This is a genomic window from Pirellulales bacterium (genome assembly GCA_035656635.1).
GTDB lineage: Bacteria > Planctomycetota > Planctomycetia > Pirellulales > JADZDJ01 > DATJYL01.
Window position 1 is genome coordinate 1 of record DASRSD010000136.1, and the last position, 14,109, is coordinate 14,109.

Below are 14,109 nucleotides of genomic sequence, written 5' to 3' on the forward strand. Positions count from 1 at the left end.
CGCGATGGTGCCCAGCGAACCACCGACAAACTTTGGCAACTCTGCGGCAAAGTACTCGATCTATTCACCGAAAGCGAATGCCGCAACTACCTCCAACACTGTGGATACCGCTACAATTAACCGACGACGGCACTAGAACCCTTGCGACAGGGTACGGCAGAACAGCACATGGCCAGCGTCCCTTGCGGGACGCGGCTCAAGGTGCTGCTTCTGCCGAATACAAGAGCCTGTTGGCTCAGGGTCGCAATTTTCTAGAAAGCAGTTCTTGACGCTCGCGCGTCGTTCAAATTGTTTTTCATGCGGCCGTGTTTGGGCCGCTCTTAGGTTTCCTTTGTCGTTGAGGTGATGCCGTGGGCCGATTGGCGCGCGCGCTGTTACTTCTCTTGAAGGGTCTTTCGATTGTACGACCCTGGCCACACCCATTCAATCTGTGGGCGCCAATTCCACCTCTGGATGCGAATGTGCTTCTGTCCAGCGGAAAATTCCTCCACACATTCCAAGACAATGAAATCCATATTCCCCCGGATGCCCCGGCGCCATCGCCGGGCTTATCACAAAGCCGGCCATGCCGTCATGGCCGTTCGATACGGCATACATATTGAACGCGTCGGTCTGCGACGCTCGCCGGAGCAACTGACTACTTCCATCTTTCAGTCGGCCGACGAATACTGCCCGCTACGAATGGGGCGAGCAACGGACGAACGGAGACTGGAGAATTACCTGTTTTTCCTGTTGGCCGGCTCCATTGCCGAGATGTTGGCGATAGAGCATCACCATCATCTGGTCCGTTGCCCCGCCTTCCAGAATCACTTCCGCGACAGGTGTTATGAGATCCTGTGGGCTCGACCTGATGTGCATAACGACCTGGCCTTCTATTACTTCTCCTTCTGGGGACGTGAGCTAGCGCCCTTCGAGGTCCCCCGAATGAATGTTTTCTATTGGGGTCAAGTCTTGCGTCGCGTGGAAGAACCGGAGACTTGGCAGCGCATCGAACAAGTGGCGCAGCAGCTAATTCAATGCGAAGTCCTGGACCAGTCGGGCATTCTGGCGGCCATGGAAGGCCAGTAGCTGGTTGTTGCTTGCCGGGCAATTTCCCACAGTTCGGCTTTCCGCCGACTGATCTGGTTCATGCTCGTCTTGGTTTACCTATCCCTTCTTTACTTAGGAGCTTGGGCAGTTCAAAGGCGCTTTGAAGAAGTGTTACGGGAGTAGTCAGCGTTGCCGGGGTCTTTTCGTTCGCTACCGGCGGTAGCGCAAGTGCCGAGACGGGAACTAGCCGTCGACCACGAAATCCGGCAGGTTGCAATGAAGGGATGCGACCGGATTTGATGTAGCGCCCTACGGTTGCGAGGGACAAGCCTGTCCTTTGAGCAAAGTCTGCCGGTGCAATAAAGTCAGCACCATTTATTTGATCGCCATTAGTCATTGACCGATCCGTCGGTAAACGGAGGTCGTTGCCGTGGTGATCAGCATGTGCTTGATCGGGGCTACCGTAGCTACCGCAATTGCTGGAGGAAGAATATCGCTTGACTTGGCCAGGGCCGGTGACCTCGGCAAAGCTACAAAGGCGGTGCGAATGGCCGGATTGGCTGCTGGCGCCTGCGCTGTCCTCATCCTGTTCCGGTTTTTGGGATGGCCGTTCAAAACGGAATCAGTTTCTCGGCAGAAGACGGTTACTGACCAGCAGACCGAGACTGTCCCGGCCACGACAGGTCATGTTTGGTTCATACCTGTGCCCTGAGGCGGCGCCCCGAGCATACAGTTACGCATGAAAGTGAAAGAACGGAACCCTGCACTGACACCCTCATTGAGTTTTCGTTCGCACGATTGGTCGCAATGGGCCTGATCGGTTGGACTACATTCTTCTTGGAAATGGGTCTCATTCGCTTCGTTTGGCGTTGGCGCGGTTGAATACGTTTTTCTCTAAACGCGATGAGTTAAAGGGAGCGGGATTCGGGACGGGGCGTACTGGACGCTGTCGGCTAATTGACGTTTATTAGCCTTGATGCAAGCTTCAAAAGCGATGAAGCTGGCGGGCACACCGAAGGCATCAACCGGGCGCCGATTCGTTTGGTGAAAGACGTAACATGGCAGCATGGCCCTTTCGGTAATGGGTTGAAAAACTTCGATTCGAAGATGCCTTCGGCTGAATGGAAACGGCATACCAGGGTGGACGTTTAATTGCTGAAAAACGAAGAAGACGAGTCTCCGAGTCACGCTCTCGTAGCCTGCAACTCTAGATTGTTAAAGGGATTATAGTGTGAAAAATGCTATCAAGGTATTGCCGAGGTTCTCGGCAGAGGACGATTGTCAAACCTTAATTGCGTGGTCCAGGCACAAATCCATAACGCATGACCATTTCCGTACAGCCCGCAGTTCGCCAGGAATTGCCAGCTCCATTTGGCCAGCGTTGTTCGGCAACCTGTCACGTTCCGACCTCGGATACTGTCGACAACGCCAGGATCTCCCGGCTTTCAAGGGTGTCACCTATCGGAATCGACCTGGCATTTCACGGCTGCAGACATCCTGCTCAGATGTCACAGTACCAAATTAGTGGTTTGAAATCCTACACTACCGAACGTCAAAAGAAAACAGAGGGCATGGTCAAGTCTATGCATCAATGATGCCGACGATTTGAACACGAACAATCCAAATCTCAAAGGTTAATCCGATAGCGGTCAAGGTTAACTATTCCGACGTTTTGACCAAGAAACGACCGGTAAAGACCGAAACCATCCCAATCGACGTACCGATGCAAATGATCGCTGTTGCGACGGACAACGACGGCTTATTATATGGGACAATCTCTCTTAAGAGGCTGGTTTTAGGGCTAATCGTAATCATATTTAGTATTTCAATTATTCGGAGCCATGTTAAAAAGAGATTGAATCGTTCAACGGCAAATAGAAGATCGCCATCCGGCTCTTCCAGACATAGGACCAAATCGCTAGATTATTAGGGAATCGAAATCAACCACAAACCAGGTTTTAACTCTTGCAGATTAGGATTATTGCGAAATGAAAGTGGCGGTCGCTTCCACCGCCACAATAATTCCCATTCAGTAGTGATGTCGCAAACGCTTCGATTGGACGCCTTGACCGGAGAGAAGTCGGCTCCAAATCTAAACCGCGAACTATCCATCTCAACTGGTGAACTATGGAAGCAATTCTCAACCCGCGTCACTTTTATTCCAGCAGATGCATTCTTCAGGGTGTGCGCCGGCAGCACTTCAGGGGCCGGAGAGGCGGTTTTACGCTGGTCGAGTTGTTGGTGGTGATTGCCATCATCGGCATTTTGATTGCCCTGTTGTTGCCTGCCGTCCAATCAGCACGGGAAGCGGCTCGCCGGGCGCAGTGCAGCAACAGTTTGAAGCAGATCGGACTGGGATTGTGCACCTACGAAAGCGCGAAGAAGGCGTATCCGCAAGGACGCATGTTGCCAGATTTTGCCAAACCCGGCGCCGGCGGAGCGTTAACGGAGCAAGGTGGTACAAGTTATACCACTGTCAACCCTGCTGACCAGAGCACGAAGACAGGTTTTTACTCGGTGCACATTTGGCTATTGCCGTTCATGGAGGAGAAATCAATTTTCAATTTGATCGACTTTACGTACCCGATCAGCACCGTGATGGAGAATCCAAAAGGGAGCCCGTTTAATGCCAGTTATCCTGCATTCGCCTCGGCAGCAGGCATTTTCATTTGTCCCAGCGATCCGAACACCGGGGCGGTGATTTCAGAAAACAATTACCGGTATAATTTTGGCGGCTCCACACCTTACGGTGGGTGGGCAAAAGCCGGCGCGCCAATGACGCTGACTCAAATCAACGGGAGCGTTTGTGGCGGCAACGGCGCCTTCACCATCGGCAAAGCGCTGCGGATTAAAGACTTTCCGGATGGCTTATCGAAAACCGCCTTTTTCTCCGAGCGGACCAAGGGCAGCCTGCGCACCGCGGGAAAGGATTTGGCGACCCGGGATGACGCTACCGGTCCGTTGCACCAAGACCTTACCATGAATGTGACCACCGACGTAAATTTGATGATGACCTCGTGCGTGAATGCGCCGACAGCGGCGAGCACTTATGATTTTATGGCGATGGGCCGGTGGGATCGGGATCAGACCCAATATCCTGCCAACTATACCGACGGTTGGCCCATCGCAGGCTATGTTTCGACATGTTATAACCACGTGGCACCGCCGAATTGGGTGGGATATGACTGCGGCAACTACAGCAACATTTTCGATACGCCTGGCGAGCATGCGATTGTTGCGGCCCGCAGCTACCATGTCGGCATCGTCAACGTTTGCTTTGGCGACGGGCACGTGACCAGCGTCAGCGAAAACATTGACCTGAACACCTGGCGGGCCTTAGGCACACGCAACGGCGGAGAGTCTGTTTCTGAACCGAACTAGATCCGCTGGCCGTGCGTTGATTGTGCGATGAGAAGGTTATGGTTGCCAGATGGCTTTCTCGCAGAAAATTGGGAATGCCGGTCGAGAGCGCGATTACATTATGCCCGTTTGCCTTTGCGGCGGGCAGCTGCGGCCAGGGCGGGAAATGCCAATCCGAGCAACAAAATAGTGGAAGGCTCGGGCACATTCTCCAAGCTGCCGTGGCCGGTTTTGAGCGCGGCGAGCATATATTGCAAATCGGCATTGGTGACCAAACCGTCATGGTTAACGTCGGCTACATCGAGCAAGTCGGCAAGTCCGAAGGTGGTTTCGCCCGTGCTGTTGTGGATATCGGTAAAGTATTGGGATGGGTTGGTCAGCGCTTCCTCAATTAAGCGAATGTCGGCGGCGTCAAAATGATGATCTTGATTCAAATCGCCCAACAGCAGCGTCGTGGTGAAGGCTGGAAGTATTTCGCCGGTTCCCAAAACCTGTTTGGCACCGGATAGATAGCCCGTAAAATGGATCGAGCTTTTCTCCGCCGAGGTGAGTGCGTCGCTGGACCCGATCAGCAGCGGGGTGACGGCGGAAGCTCCGGTAGGATTGCCGGAGTTGGGAACCCAGTTGCTAATTCGCAAAACGGTGCCTGAGTTCCAGCCGCCGGCGCTTCCGCCGGAAAAAGTCAAGCTGCCGCTGCCGCCCAGATCGATGGTGGAATTGGCTTGAAGGGAAAGCGTATTCAGCGTTTGATTGTGTCCCCCGGTGGCGTACGTGCCGCCGGTATGATTCACGGATTCGCCCAATGTAAGCGACGAGCCGGTGGCCAAAGCGTTGTCGACGCCGCCGGTCACTTTACCGCTATCGATAATGGTAAAGCTGGCCGCATTATTGGACATGCTGCTGTTCACATTGACTTTCAACTTGTCGACCGTCACCGGCAATTCTTCCGAAAGCGTGCCGGCCAAATTCAAGGTTCCATTGCCGGAGAGAATAACATTTGGATTGGTAAACGTGCCGGCCACAAAGGGAGGAGTCCAGCCGCCGTTGAAGCTGGTGGTATTATTGACCGCAATCCGCATGGGGTTGGTGGAAGAGGTGCTTTCGAACAGCGCGACAGTGCCATTGAAAGTCAGGTTGGTGTCACCATCGAAGATGGCGGGGTTGGCGGAGGTAGCGCCGGTGCTGCCGAGCGAAAGGCGAACCGTGTTATCAATGGTAATGGGGCTGGCGGCGTCGGCATAAAGCGTTCCGGAATTAAAGAAATTATAGACTTGAGCAAACGAAGCGCCGTGTCCTAGGCTGGTGGAATTGTGGACCTTCACCAGCGGACCAGGTGAGCCACCGCTGCCGATTTGCAGATTTCCGTTTGACACACCCGCCAGATTAATCGTCGAATTATTCCCCTGCATGTCGACGGTGCCCGGACCGTTGATCGTGAGCTTCAGACCGGCGGTGACATTGCCGTTGATGGTCAGCAAACTTCCGCTGCCGACGTTGATCGACTGGCCGGACGTGTTGCCGAAATTCACATTGCCAGCAACCGTCAGCCTGCCGCCGGCGGCAATGGCAATTCCGGCCAACACGTTGGTTCCGGAAGCTGCAAGCGAGACCGTTCCGGAATTTGTCAGGCTGAGCGCGCCGCCCATGTTGGTCAGACTGTTAACCGTGAGCGTGCTATTGGGTGCGACATCCAATCCGCCGCCGCTGCCGGAAAGAACGCGATTGGAATTCAAGGACAGGCTGCTGGCGGTGCTTTTCAAGGCGCCGCCGTTCAGGATGATGCCGTTGGAAACATCGCCCAGATTTGCGTCGGAGGAAACGGAGAGCGTGCCTCCGCTGAGCGTGACACCGCCGGTGAAATCGTTGCTGGTTGAGCCCAGCACGAGCGTGCCGGCGCCGGCGAGCGTTAATCCGTTAGTTCCAGTGACCTTCGCATTGATTGTCGCGGTGACGTTGCTGGTGGGAATTAGGATGGATGCCGGAACTCCAGCCGAGACGGCGCCCAACTTCAGCGCGGTGTTGTTGATGGTGGTGGAATTGGTGGTGTCGCCCTGAAAAATGTAACCATTGGAGGCGATTAACAGGCCACCGTTTTCCACCACGCCGAAGCCGCTTCCGGCGGCGATGGTCACCGTGCCAGCCGTGCCCCCGAAAATGACGAGACTACTTGGATCGTAAGCGTGCAGCGTACCGGTGCCATCGGCGTGATCGTTGAAATTGCTGCTTGAATTATCCCAGATGCCCGTTCCACCCAGACCGGCCGTGCCGCCATTGGTATCCCAATTTGCCCCAGCAAGACTGCCGGTGAACGATAATGAAAGTCCGGGGAAGGTTGTGTTATTGAAGCCGGAGAAAGTGGCGGCCGTATCGTGTGTGTCGGGAGTAATCACCAGCCGCAGTGAACCTCCACTATTCAGTGCGCTTTTAAAGGCCGTCAAGGAACCGTCGGAATTGGAAAAAGTTAGCGAAATGGTATGCACGGTGCCATTGAGGCTGGGATTGGTGGGGTTGCCGGTCGTGGTAAATGGGGCCGAGCCTAACTCGTTCGACAGCGGCAATAACGAGGGATCGACGGCAGCGGCGCCATTGTTGCCGACTTGATACTTTAAGCTGGTGTTGTTCGCCGAAATATCGACACCGGTAGCGTTGGTCTGGTAAACGCTGATGGTGCCCGGATTGGAAAACGCCGCATCATTTTCGGTTAGTTGCAGCGTCACGCTGCTGACATTGACGAAAGGCGACCCTCCCAGCTGGAATGATGCCAGGTTGAAATCGATAACAGCAAAACTGCTGAAGTTTGTGGGATCGCTATCGTCGCCCTCCGTATCCAAAAACAACTGGCCGTTAGGAGCAGCCCGTGGACCGGTTGGTTGTACGGTGGCGTTATTTGTGGCGTTGGCGACGAACGGGATGAGCGATTGCGCGGAGGCAGTGCTTGCTAAACTTTCTATCGCGATAATAATCGCCAACAAGGGTACGCAAGAAGCCATGATCGTTTTCATTATTTAGCCTCCAAATGATCTTCGCGCGGAAGAACATTTCTCTCCGAGAATAAAGGGGGAATACAAACAGAAAGCCATCGGTGAAAACCGTGGCCCTCTGGGAATTGGTCAAGCGCTGGACGAGCAGCGCCGTTAGGCCCTGTTATTCAGACCGCACGTGGGCCAATTTGGAAGCAGGCGGTCTAGTGTCGTAATCTCAAACTGCGCGGCTTGGGTTACCCGAAGCGCGCAGCTTTCGCGCTGCCAGCAAACCCAGCAGCGACAAGCCACCCAAAACGAAGGCCGATGGCTCGGGAACGGGGGTCACCAGGATCGGCGTGAACTCTGGTACCGCAGGAGGGCCTGCAAATACTGACATAAAACCCGTGATATCAACCGGTCCGGTGGGAATGGGCTGGCCATACATTGCAGCGTCGATCGACGAGTACGAGGTGGGCCAATAGAACAACACCATGCTGTTGCTGCTGCTATCGGTGACGGTGTACGAAAGGTTCGCCGCAGTGCCGGTCTTGCCATTTCCCCAAGTGCCATTACCCCCGGCGATGTCGGTAATCGTCACATTATGAAGTGTCCAAAGAAATTCTTGGTTACCATTGCCAACCGTTTGTGGGCTGATATTCAATTGTGGAATGGTGGCGGTTTGCGGGACTACGGTCGAGCCTGGCTGAGCGATTAATCCGATTCCCGTTAACGATCCCAACTCAGCAATCTGATGGAAAGGCGAGTAGCTGCCGCTAGCGCCAATTTGATCTCCTACGGCTGGTGTAGCATAGCCAAAGCCGGACAGCGCAGTTGCCGTTGCGAAAACATCGATCGAGCCGGTGCCGTCATTAGCAAGAAACGCCCAACTGCTAGTGGTAAATCCATTCACCGTCCCGGGCGTGTTGAGAATGGCCGTGACAATTGCCGCCGGGTCGCTGTTACCCGGGTCACCAATTGTTTGTCCGGCGACCGTGGCTGTCGAAGTAATCGGTTCGGTTGATTCGACCGTGGCGACGGTGCTGGCCAATGCATTTCCGCAAACCAACGCGGCTGCGGCAAATGCCGTGAAAACTAAAATGCGAGACGAGGTCATGGGGGGTTCTCCAAGTGATGGGTTTCAAAGTTGCGAGACGAATGCCGCTCTCTGTTCCGCAACTGAGGGTTCATTCCCCAAAACAGGACGAACTGTTTTCTTAAAACGCGTACCCTCCTTTTCGTGTCGTGCTACCGCTCACTCCCCACAAACTCGATTTCTACACTAGATATGTTACGATTGTGTCAGTCAGACAAAAGAAACTTGCGAATTTGCTTAAAATTTCTCCTTAACCTTAACTTAAAAGGATACCTAGTAATTGTTCAATGTCCAGAGGGCGTCGCATTAAAAGTTGCCGCCGCCGCAGCTGACATCTAACTGTCGACCCCCATTGGGGGGTAATTGCCGGAGGCACTACTTGAGCGGGAATTGAACCGGAAAGCACCAGCCGAAGCGGATTTACGGCAAATTAGAAGATGCCAACCGATTGATTGGTGACCATGAAGAACATTCTCATCCTCCTGCTGTTTGTCGCCGGATCGTCTGGGCATTCAAGGCCGGGCGGCAGCCGCTTCCAATTGGTGGCTAAACTAAACCCTTTGTTTGACGAACCAATTTGGCGGCCAAAAACACGAGTGCGTGTCAGATTGAACGGAGAGATGAGTTTACGGAACGCCTCGGCTGATCCCTCAATGGAATGAGTTTAGACACGCCTGGGGGCTGAGTCTAATTCGGTACTATATGAATGACATCTGGACTCAGGGCTGATGAAACTCAGCCTGTTGGCATTGGTAGTATTCGAATTCATCGGCTGGGACAAGCCAGAACATCCCGGCACGTGCCACGTCGGAAATTACCACCATGCCATCCAGTTCAATATATCCATTCTGATAATGTCGTACCGGCAGAGGGATATGGCACTTCGTGCGCGGAGTGCTGTAGGGCTCAAAAGAGCCCGTCGTGGGAAATGATCGCAAAGGCCTTTGAAAATAGCATGCAAGGTTCCAGAAAGTAAACGAAGTATGACGTTGGATTGAATGCAAGCGAGGCGATTGGCTGTGAAATTGCCTACGCGTTCGACCATTTCACATCAGGACACTGATTTATTTGCCTCGCGGCATTTTCGCCATGATCGTTTTCACGATTGAAGTGCTGACGGCAGTGTAACCCAAGCCCTTGGCCATCTTAGCAATCTCGCTTGGATTCTTGGCTGGATATTCTTTAACCAATTGCGCTATCGCTGCGGGCGTACTTGTGAGCTTCTTCATTGCCGCATTGTCGTCCTCGGGCTCAATCTGTCAACCTGTCTTAGGCCCTGAGAGTTGCTTGGAACCAGAGTTTCAACTCAGTCCCAATAAATGGTCATTTTTTGATTTGGCTCACGCGCAGGTCCTCTGAACGGGTTTAGATCGTGAGTACTCTACGGACTGCACGGCATACATCCGAACCTACGGCTGCTTGGACGGTGTCGCCAGCCACTTGGCGACTTCCGAGTCCTGCTTCGCTGCATCGTCGGCGTATTTCTTCAAATCCGGCACGTCCGGATGGAGATCCAACTGGCGGTTCCAGAATGCCACGGCGTCTTTTGACCAGGCGGCGACTTGCTGGCGATCGTTGTCCTGCTTGGCTGCTTCGATTTTGCCGTTAAAGACGTACACAAGTTCTCTGGTAAATGTCGCCACGGTCGGATTATGTTCCACCAAATCCTTGTAAAATAGCGTTGCCTGGTCGTCCATTTCGGCGGCATGCGGCCAATCGCCTTGCACCTGGTAAAGATTTGCGAGGAAATCGGAAAGCAATGCGACGTCGAATTCGGCCCACATGGGACTGGGACTTATGCTGACGATTCTCGCTTCATCCCCTTGGGGACGCTCCGGTTGAAATATCGCGGGGCGGGCAGCCTTCATATCCGCCCATATTGCCTTGTGCAGCTCCAGACCTCGGACACGAAAAGGCATGGCTGCCGCCGCGGACTGCGGAGTTGGCTTGGAAGAGAGCAAAACGATCGATTTCACGTTCAGCGCGTTTGCTACTTCACGTCGAAATTCCGCCGATGCGGGATAGCACCGCACCAATTGCTCGCCAAGGGCGATGGATTCGTTCACATCCTGGAGGGCCTCAGCCGGATCGATATATCGAGTCGTCCGCCACAAGGCCCACACCAGATCGTCTCGCGCGAACGGATCGCTGGGATCTTCCGCAACCAAGCTTCTGAAAGTCTCGATGGCCTGCCTCCCGGCTTGCTCTGGCGTCGGTGGTATCGTGTGCGGTCGCCATTCCTCCAGGATGCACGTCCAGCCCAGGTTTTGGCGCAACAGCCGATCACCCGGATGTTCGTTGAGCAATTGCTCCTGAAGCTTGCGTGCCTTTTCAAACGCGTCCATGACACTTTGGTCGAAAACTTCGGTGCGCTCCAGCAGCAGTTGTCCGTAGCGCGCGTAGAGTCTGGCCAGTTCTTCGCGCGGGGTCGGATCCGCAATGGGTTTTGATAAAAATGGCTCGTATCGGTCGATGACCGCTTTGATCAGCTCGATGCGCAGCGGTTGCAGTCCGGGTCGGTCCTTGAGGCGCTCATCAGAAATTCTCAGCAAATCTTCCACGGCTCCCCGGGCCTCGCGAAAATTCTCGTCCGCCAACGCCTTTTGTTGCTGCGCGTCAGCTAACGCTGCGGTTGCCCTTGCCGCTTCGCGCTCCGCGCTCCGCGCGGCCTGCTTGCCACAGGCTCGCTGCCAATCCCAAAGCAAGTGCCAGCATTACGGAGGCGGCCGCCGTGCATGCGAGCTTGTTCCGCCGGACCATCTTTTGCAGTTTGTAAAATTGTCCCGGCGGCGAAGCGCTGACCGCTTCGTTTTGCAGGTGGCGCTGGATTTCCAGCGCCAAATCATTGGCCGTTTCGTAGCGCCGCGTGCGGTCTTTCTCCAGGCACTTCATAACGATCCAATCCAGATCGCCGGCGATGAGTTTTTGCAGGCGGCGCGGTTCGGTGTGCCGCTTCGCAGAGATATTTGCCAAGTCGTGCTGCGACTGCGACAACCGTGTGCTTGGTTTGGGGAGGTCGACTTCGCGGATGGTCTTGAGCATTTCGGCGTAGCCCAGCGAGCGCAGCTTTTTGCCATCCATGGGCGTGGTGCCGGTCAGGAGTTCATACAGCAGCACGCCAAGCGAATAAATGTCGCTACGGGTATCGGTGCCCATGGCATCCGACTGTGCCTGCTCCGGGCTCATGTATTCCAGTGTGCCGACGATAGCGCCGAACTGCGTGAACATGGTCTTTTCGGTCAACTGCTGATGCAGCGCCTTGGCAACGCCAAAGTCGATAATCTTGGGAAGCGGCTTGCCGTCGTAGATCATCACCAGTACATTGGACGGTTTGAGATCACGGTGGATGATTCCCTTCTGATGTGCGTGCTGAACCGCATGGCAGACTTCGACGAACAACTCCAGCCGCTCTTGGGGCGGGAGCTGTTTATCGTCGCAATACTGAGTGATGGGGATGCCCTGAACCAACTCAATGGCAAAGTAGGGGCGGCCGCTTTCGGTGCAGCCGGCATCCAGCACCCGGGCAATATTCAGGTGGTCCATCACGGCCAGCGCCTGGCGCTCGGCCTCGAAGCGGGCAATCACCTGCCGGCTTGTCCATGCCGGGCTTGATGATTTTCAGCGCCACGCGGCGGCGGACCGGCTTCTGCTGCTCGGCCATGTAGACAACGCTCATGCCCCCTTCGCCGATCTGCTGCAGCAGTTTGTACGGGCCGATCTGCGTCCCTTCTCCGAATTGCGGTGATCCAGGGGTTTCAAACGCGTCCGTTACCGCCGGAGGTGCATCGAGGAAACTCCCGATTTCCTCATGCGATTTGAGTAGCTCTGCCACCCGTTGCCGAAGAGGCTCGTCGCCGGCACAGGCTTCGACGAGGTAGGACTCGCGTTGGTCAGATGGCAGTTTGACAGCGACCAGGAAGATTTGGCGGGGATTCTTTGAATCAACGCTCATCATCCGCTTTCCTTGTGCAGTATTCCAGCCAGTTTGTGTCCGCCAAAACAGTGCGACGTGGGCGGGGCATTTGTCCGGAACAATTCCAAAAAATTCAGGAATTTTTTGAATCGCCATAAACCTCACGATGCAGCCAAGCTCGAGCGTAAATCCAATGTTCATAGGCACAGGAACGAGAGATTCCCAGCGCGGCGGCAGCCTCTTCTACCGACAATCCAGCAAAATACCGGAGTTTGATCAGTTCGGATGCAGCAGGGTCCTCGCCTGCAAGCTTGGAAATCGCTTCGTCAATCCGCAGCAATTCGTCGGGTGCTTCGTATTTTGCCGGCCCCACGATTTCCAGCGGTATCCGGCGCAGTTCACCGCCATGCTTGATGCGCTGCTTGCGCCTGGCGCTTTCGACCATAATCCGCCGCATTGCTTCAGCCGCGGCTGCGAAAAAATGACCGCGACTGTTCCAGTGTTGAACCTCTTGTCCATCTACTAACCGGAGGTAAGCCTCATGCACCAGCGCCGTGGACTGAAGCGTTTGTCCAGGCTTTTCCTGGGCAAGTTTTTGTGCAGCCAACTTGCGAAGCTCGGAATATACCAAGGGTAGCAATTCCGCGCTTGCACGCGGATCGCCTCTGTCAAAGGCCTGGATAAGTTGAGTCACATCGGACATAACCTAAATGATAGCGAAGCGGTGGTTTTACAGCCACAAAAGGTTGGTTTGACGAGGCATCCTGCGGTCAACATCGACTCCGAAAGCCATTCCCAAAAAACGGATGGCTTCTCGGCATGCTGTGGCTGTGCCATCAAACGTATGAGGTTTTGAGAATCGCCGCGTGGGTCAAAACGGGTGGTTTTTCGGCATGTGTCACGAGCGACACCTTCTCGACACTTCAGAAGGTCAACGGTCGCAACTGCCCCCATCAGGTTTTCAAAAGTCTCGCAAATCTGCTTCGGTGTGTCGGATCGAAATTACTTTGAATGACTGGGGACCTAATGCCCAATGTCGGGCTTACTGCAGGCTTTGTCCGTCAGCCAGCTCAGGGCGCCAGAAGTTGTCGGCTGCCCTTGCAACCGCGCGTGAATATACATCGTTTCAATGAACATTTGCCGCGCGGAACTACTCGCCGATAGCGCTGCCACGAGCCGATGTAAATCAGCTTGGTCAATTGCGCCGTCGCACCAGTTGAAGATCAATTTCCGAAGGTGCTCACCGTCAATTTCGGTAGTTTGTCGATTAATCGGCATCGTGGTTTGACTTAGAGCCTGGGGACAAAACGTCTGCTAGCTCGCAAGAGGCCGGGAATTATTGATGTGTTTCATAGTTTTGTCCCCAGGCTCTTAATCGCCGTCGCCAACAGTCTGATCGACTGCCGATTGAACGGGACGCCGTGGAGCGACGATCTCGTTCACAAAACTCTCTTTTGAAATATCTGTCCAGATCATTGACAGAGTTGGCGAGTCTTGATACTGTACTACTATATATAATCCACATGGGTCAGTGCAATGCCGATTGAAATCTCGATTGTGACCGGCAGTGATGTGCCGATTTACCGGCAGATCGTCGATCAGATCTGCCGCGTAATGGGAACTATGACCGGACTTGCGACCTATTTGCTTTTGCGCTTGACGAGGGAGCAGACCAAGACCAACGCGATTAGACTGCTCGACCGATGGCAAAAGCTTACAAATGACGCGGGCGCAACAGTAACATCGTCCGA

Annotated in this window: 10 protein-coding genes; 3 read left to right on the plus strand and 7 right to left on the minus strand. The window is 54.4% G+C overall.

What is annotated here, in order from left to right; all coding sequences use genetic code 11:
• Positions 1-504: 504 nt before the first annotated feature.
• Both VFE46_12805 and VFE46_12810 read left to right on the plus strand, forming a co-directional pair.
• Positions 505-1,068: a hypothetical protein gene (locus VFE46_12805; protein HZZ28874.1), complete on the plus strand. Its 564-nt coding sequence runs from the start codon at positions 505-507 to the stop codon at positions 1,066-1,068.
• 2,088 nt (positions 1,069-3,156) lie between these two features.
• The gene (locus VFE46_12810) at positions 3,157-4,410 is read left to right on the plus strand and encodes a DUF1559 domain-containing protein (protein HZZ28875.1); all 1,254 of its coding nucleotides are present in this window, start codon (positions 3,157-3,159) and stop codon (positions 4,408-4,410) included.
• 98 nt (positions 4,411-4,508) lie between these two features.
• Here the strand turns inward: VFE46_12810 and VFE46_12815 are convergent, their stop codons facing one another.
• The 7 genes from VFE46_12815 to VFE46_12845 form a co-directional block, all read right to left on the minus strand.
• The gene (locus VFE46_12815; GenBank protein ID HZZ28876.1) at positions 4,509-7,391 is read right to left on the minus strand and encodes a PEP-CTERM sorting domain-containing protein; all 2,883 of its coding nucleotides are present in this window, start codon (positions 7,389-7,391) and stop codon (positions 4,509-4,511) included.
• A 196-nt stretch (positions 7,392-7,587) separates the two neighbouring features.
• Positions 7,588-8,466 carry a PEP-CTERM sorting domain-containing protein gene (locus VFE46_12820; GenBank protein HZZ28877.1) on the minus strand — a complete coding sequence of 293 codons (879 nt, stop codon included), beginning with the start codon at positions 8,464-8,466 and terminating at the stop codon, positions 7,588-7,590.
• Between the two features lie 1,043 nt (positions 8,467-9,509).
• On the minus strand, positions 9,510-9,674 hold the full coding sequence (locus VFE46_12825) for a hypothetical protein (protein HZZ28878.1): 165 nt from the start codon (positions 9,672-9,674) through the stop codon (positions 9,510-9,512).
• Between the two features lie 180 nt (positions 9,675-9,854).
• Complete coding sequence (locus tag VFE46_12830; GenBank protein ID HZZ28879.1) at positions 9,855-11,006, minus strand: hypothetical protein; 1,152 nt, start codon at positions 11,004-11,006, stop codon at positions 9,855-9,857.
• A gap of 55 nt (positions 11,007-11,061) precedes the next feature.
• Positions 11,062-12,030 carry a serine/threonine-protein kinase gene (locus VFE46_12835; GenBank protein HZZ28880.1) on the minus strand — a complete coding sequence of 323 codons (969 nt, stop codon included), beginning with the start codon at positions 12,028-12,030 and terminating at the stop codon, positions 11,062-11,064.
• A gap of 461 nt (positions 12,031-12,491) precedes the next feature.
• On the minus strand, positions 12,492-13,061 hold the full coding sequence (locus tag VFE46_12840) for an ECF-type sigma factor (protein HZZ28881.1): 570 nt from the start codon (positions 13,059-13,061) through the stop codon (positions 12,492-12,494).
• Between the two features lie 320 nt (positions 13,062-13,381).
• Entirely contained in the window at positions 13,382-13,636 is a 255-nt protein-coding gene (locus VFE46_12845) for a hypothetical protein (GenBank protein HZZ28882.1), read from the minus strand.
• A gap of 258 nt (positions 13,637-13,894) precedes the next feature.
• Between VFE46_12845 and VFE46_12850 the strand changes: the two genes are divergently transcribed.
• A partial coding sequence (locus tag VFE46_12850) for a hypothetical protein (GenBank protein ID HZZ28883.1) occupies positions 13,895-14,109 on the plus strand: 215 nt, incomplete at its 3' end.

Bases quoted from the DNA above. Each gene is read 5' to 3' on its own strand.
- VFE46_12805 (HZZ28874.1), top strand. From the start codon at position 505: ATGAAATCCATATTCCCCCGGATGCCCCGGCGCCATCGCCGGGCTTAT.
- VFE46_12810 (HZZ28875.1), top strand. From the start codon at position 3,157: ATGGAAGCAATTCTCAACCCGCGTCACTTTTATTCCAGCAGATGCATT.
- VFE46_12815 (HZZ28876.1), bottom strand. From the start codon at position 7,391: ATGAAAACGATCATGGCTTCTTGCGTACCCTTGTTGGCGATTATTATC.
- VFE46_12820 (HZZ28877.1), bottom strand. From the start codon at position 8,466: ATGACCTCGTCTCGCATTTTAGTTTTCACGGCATTTGCCGCAGCCGCG.
- VFE46_12825 (HZZ28878.1), bottom strand. From the start codon at position 9,674: ATGAAGAAGCTCACAAGTACGCCCGCAGCGATAGCGCAATTGGTTAAA.
- VFE46_12840 (HZZ28881.1), bottom strand. From the start codon at position 13,061: ATGTCCGATGTGACTCAACTTATCCAGGCCTTTGACAGAGGCGATCCG.
- VFE46_12845 (HZZ28882.1), bottom strand. From the start codon at position 13,636: ATGCCGATTAATCGACAAACTACCGAAATTGACGGTGAGCACCTTCGG.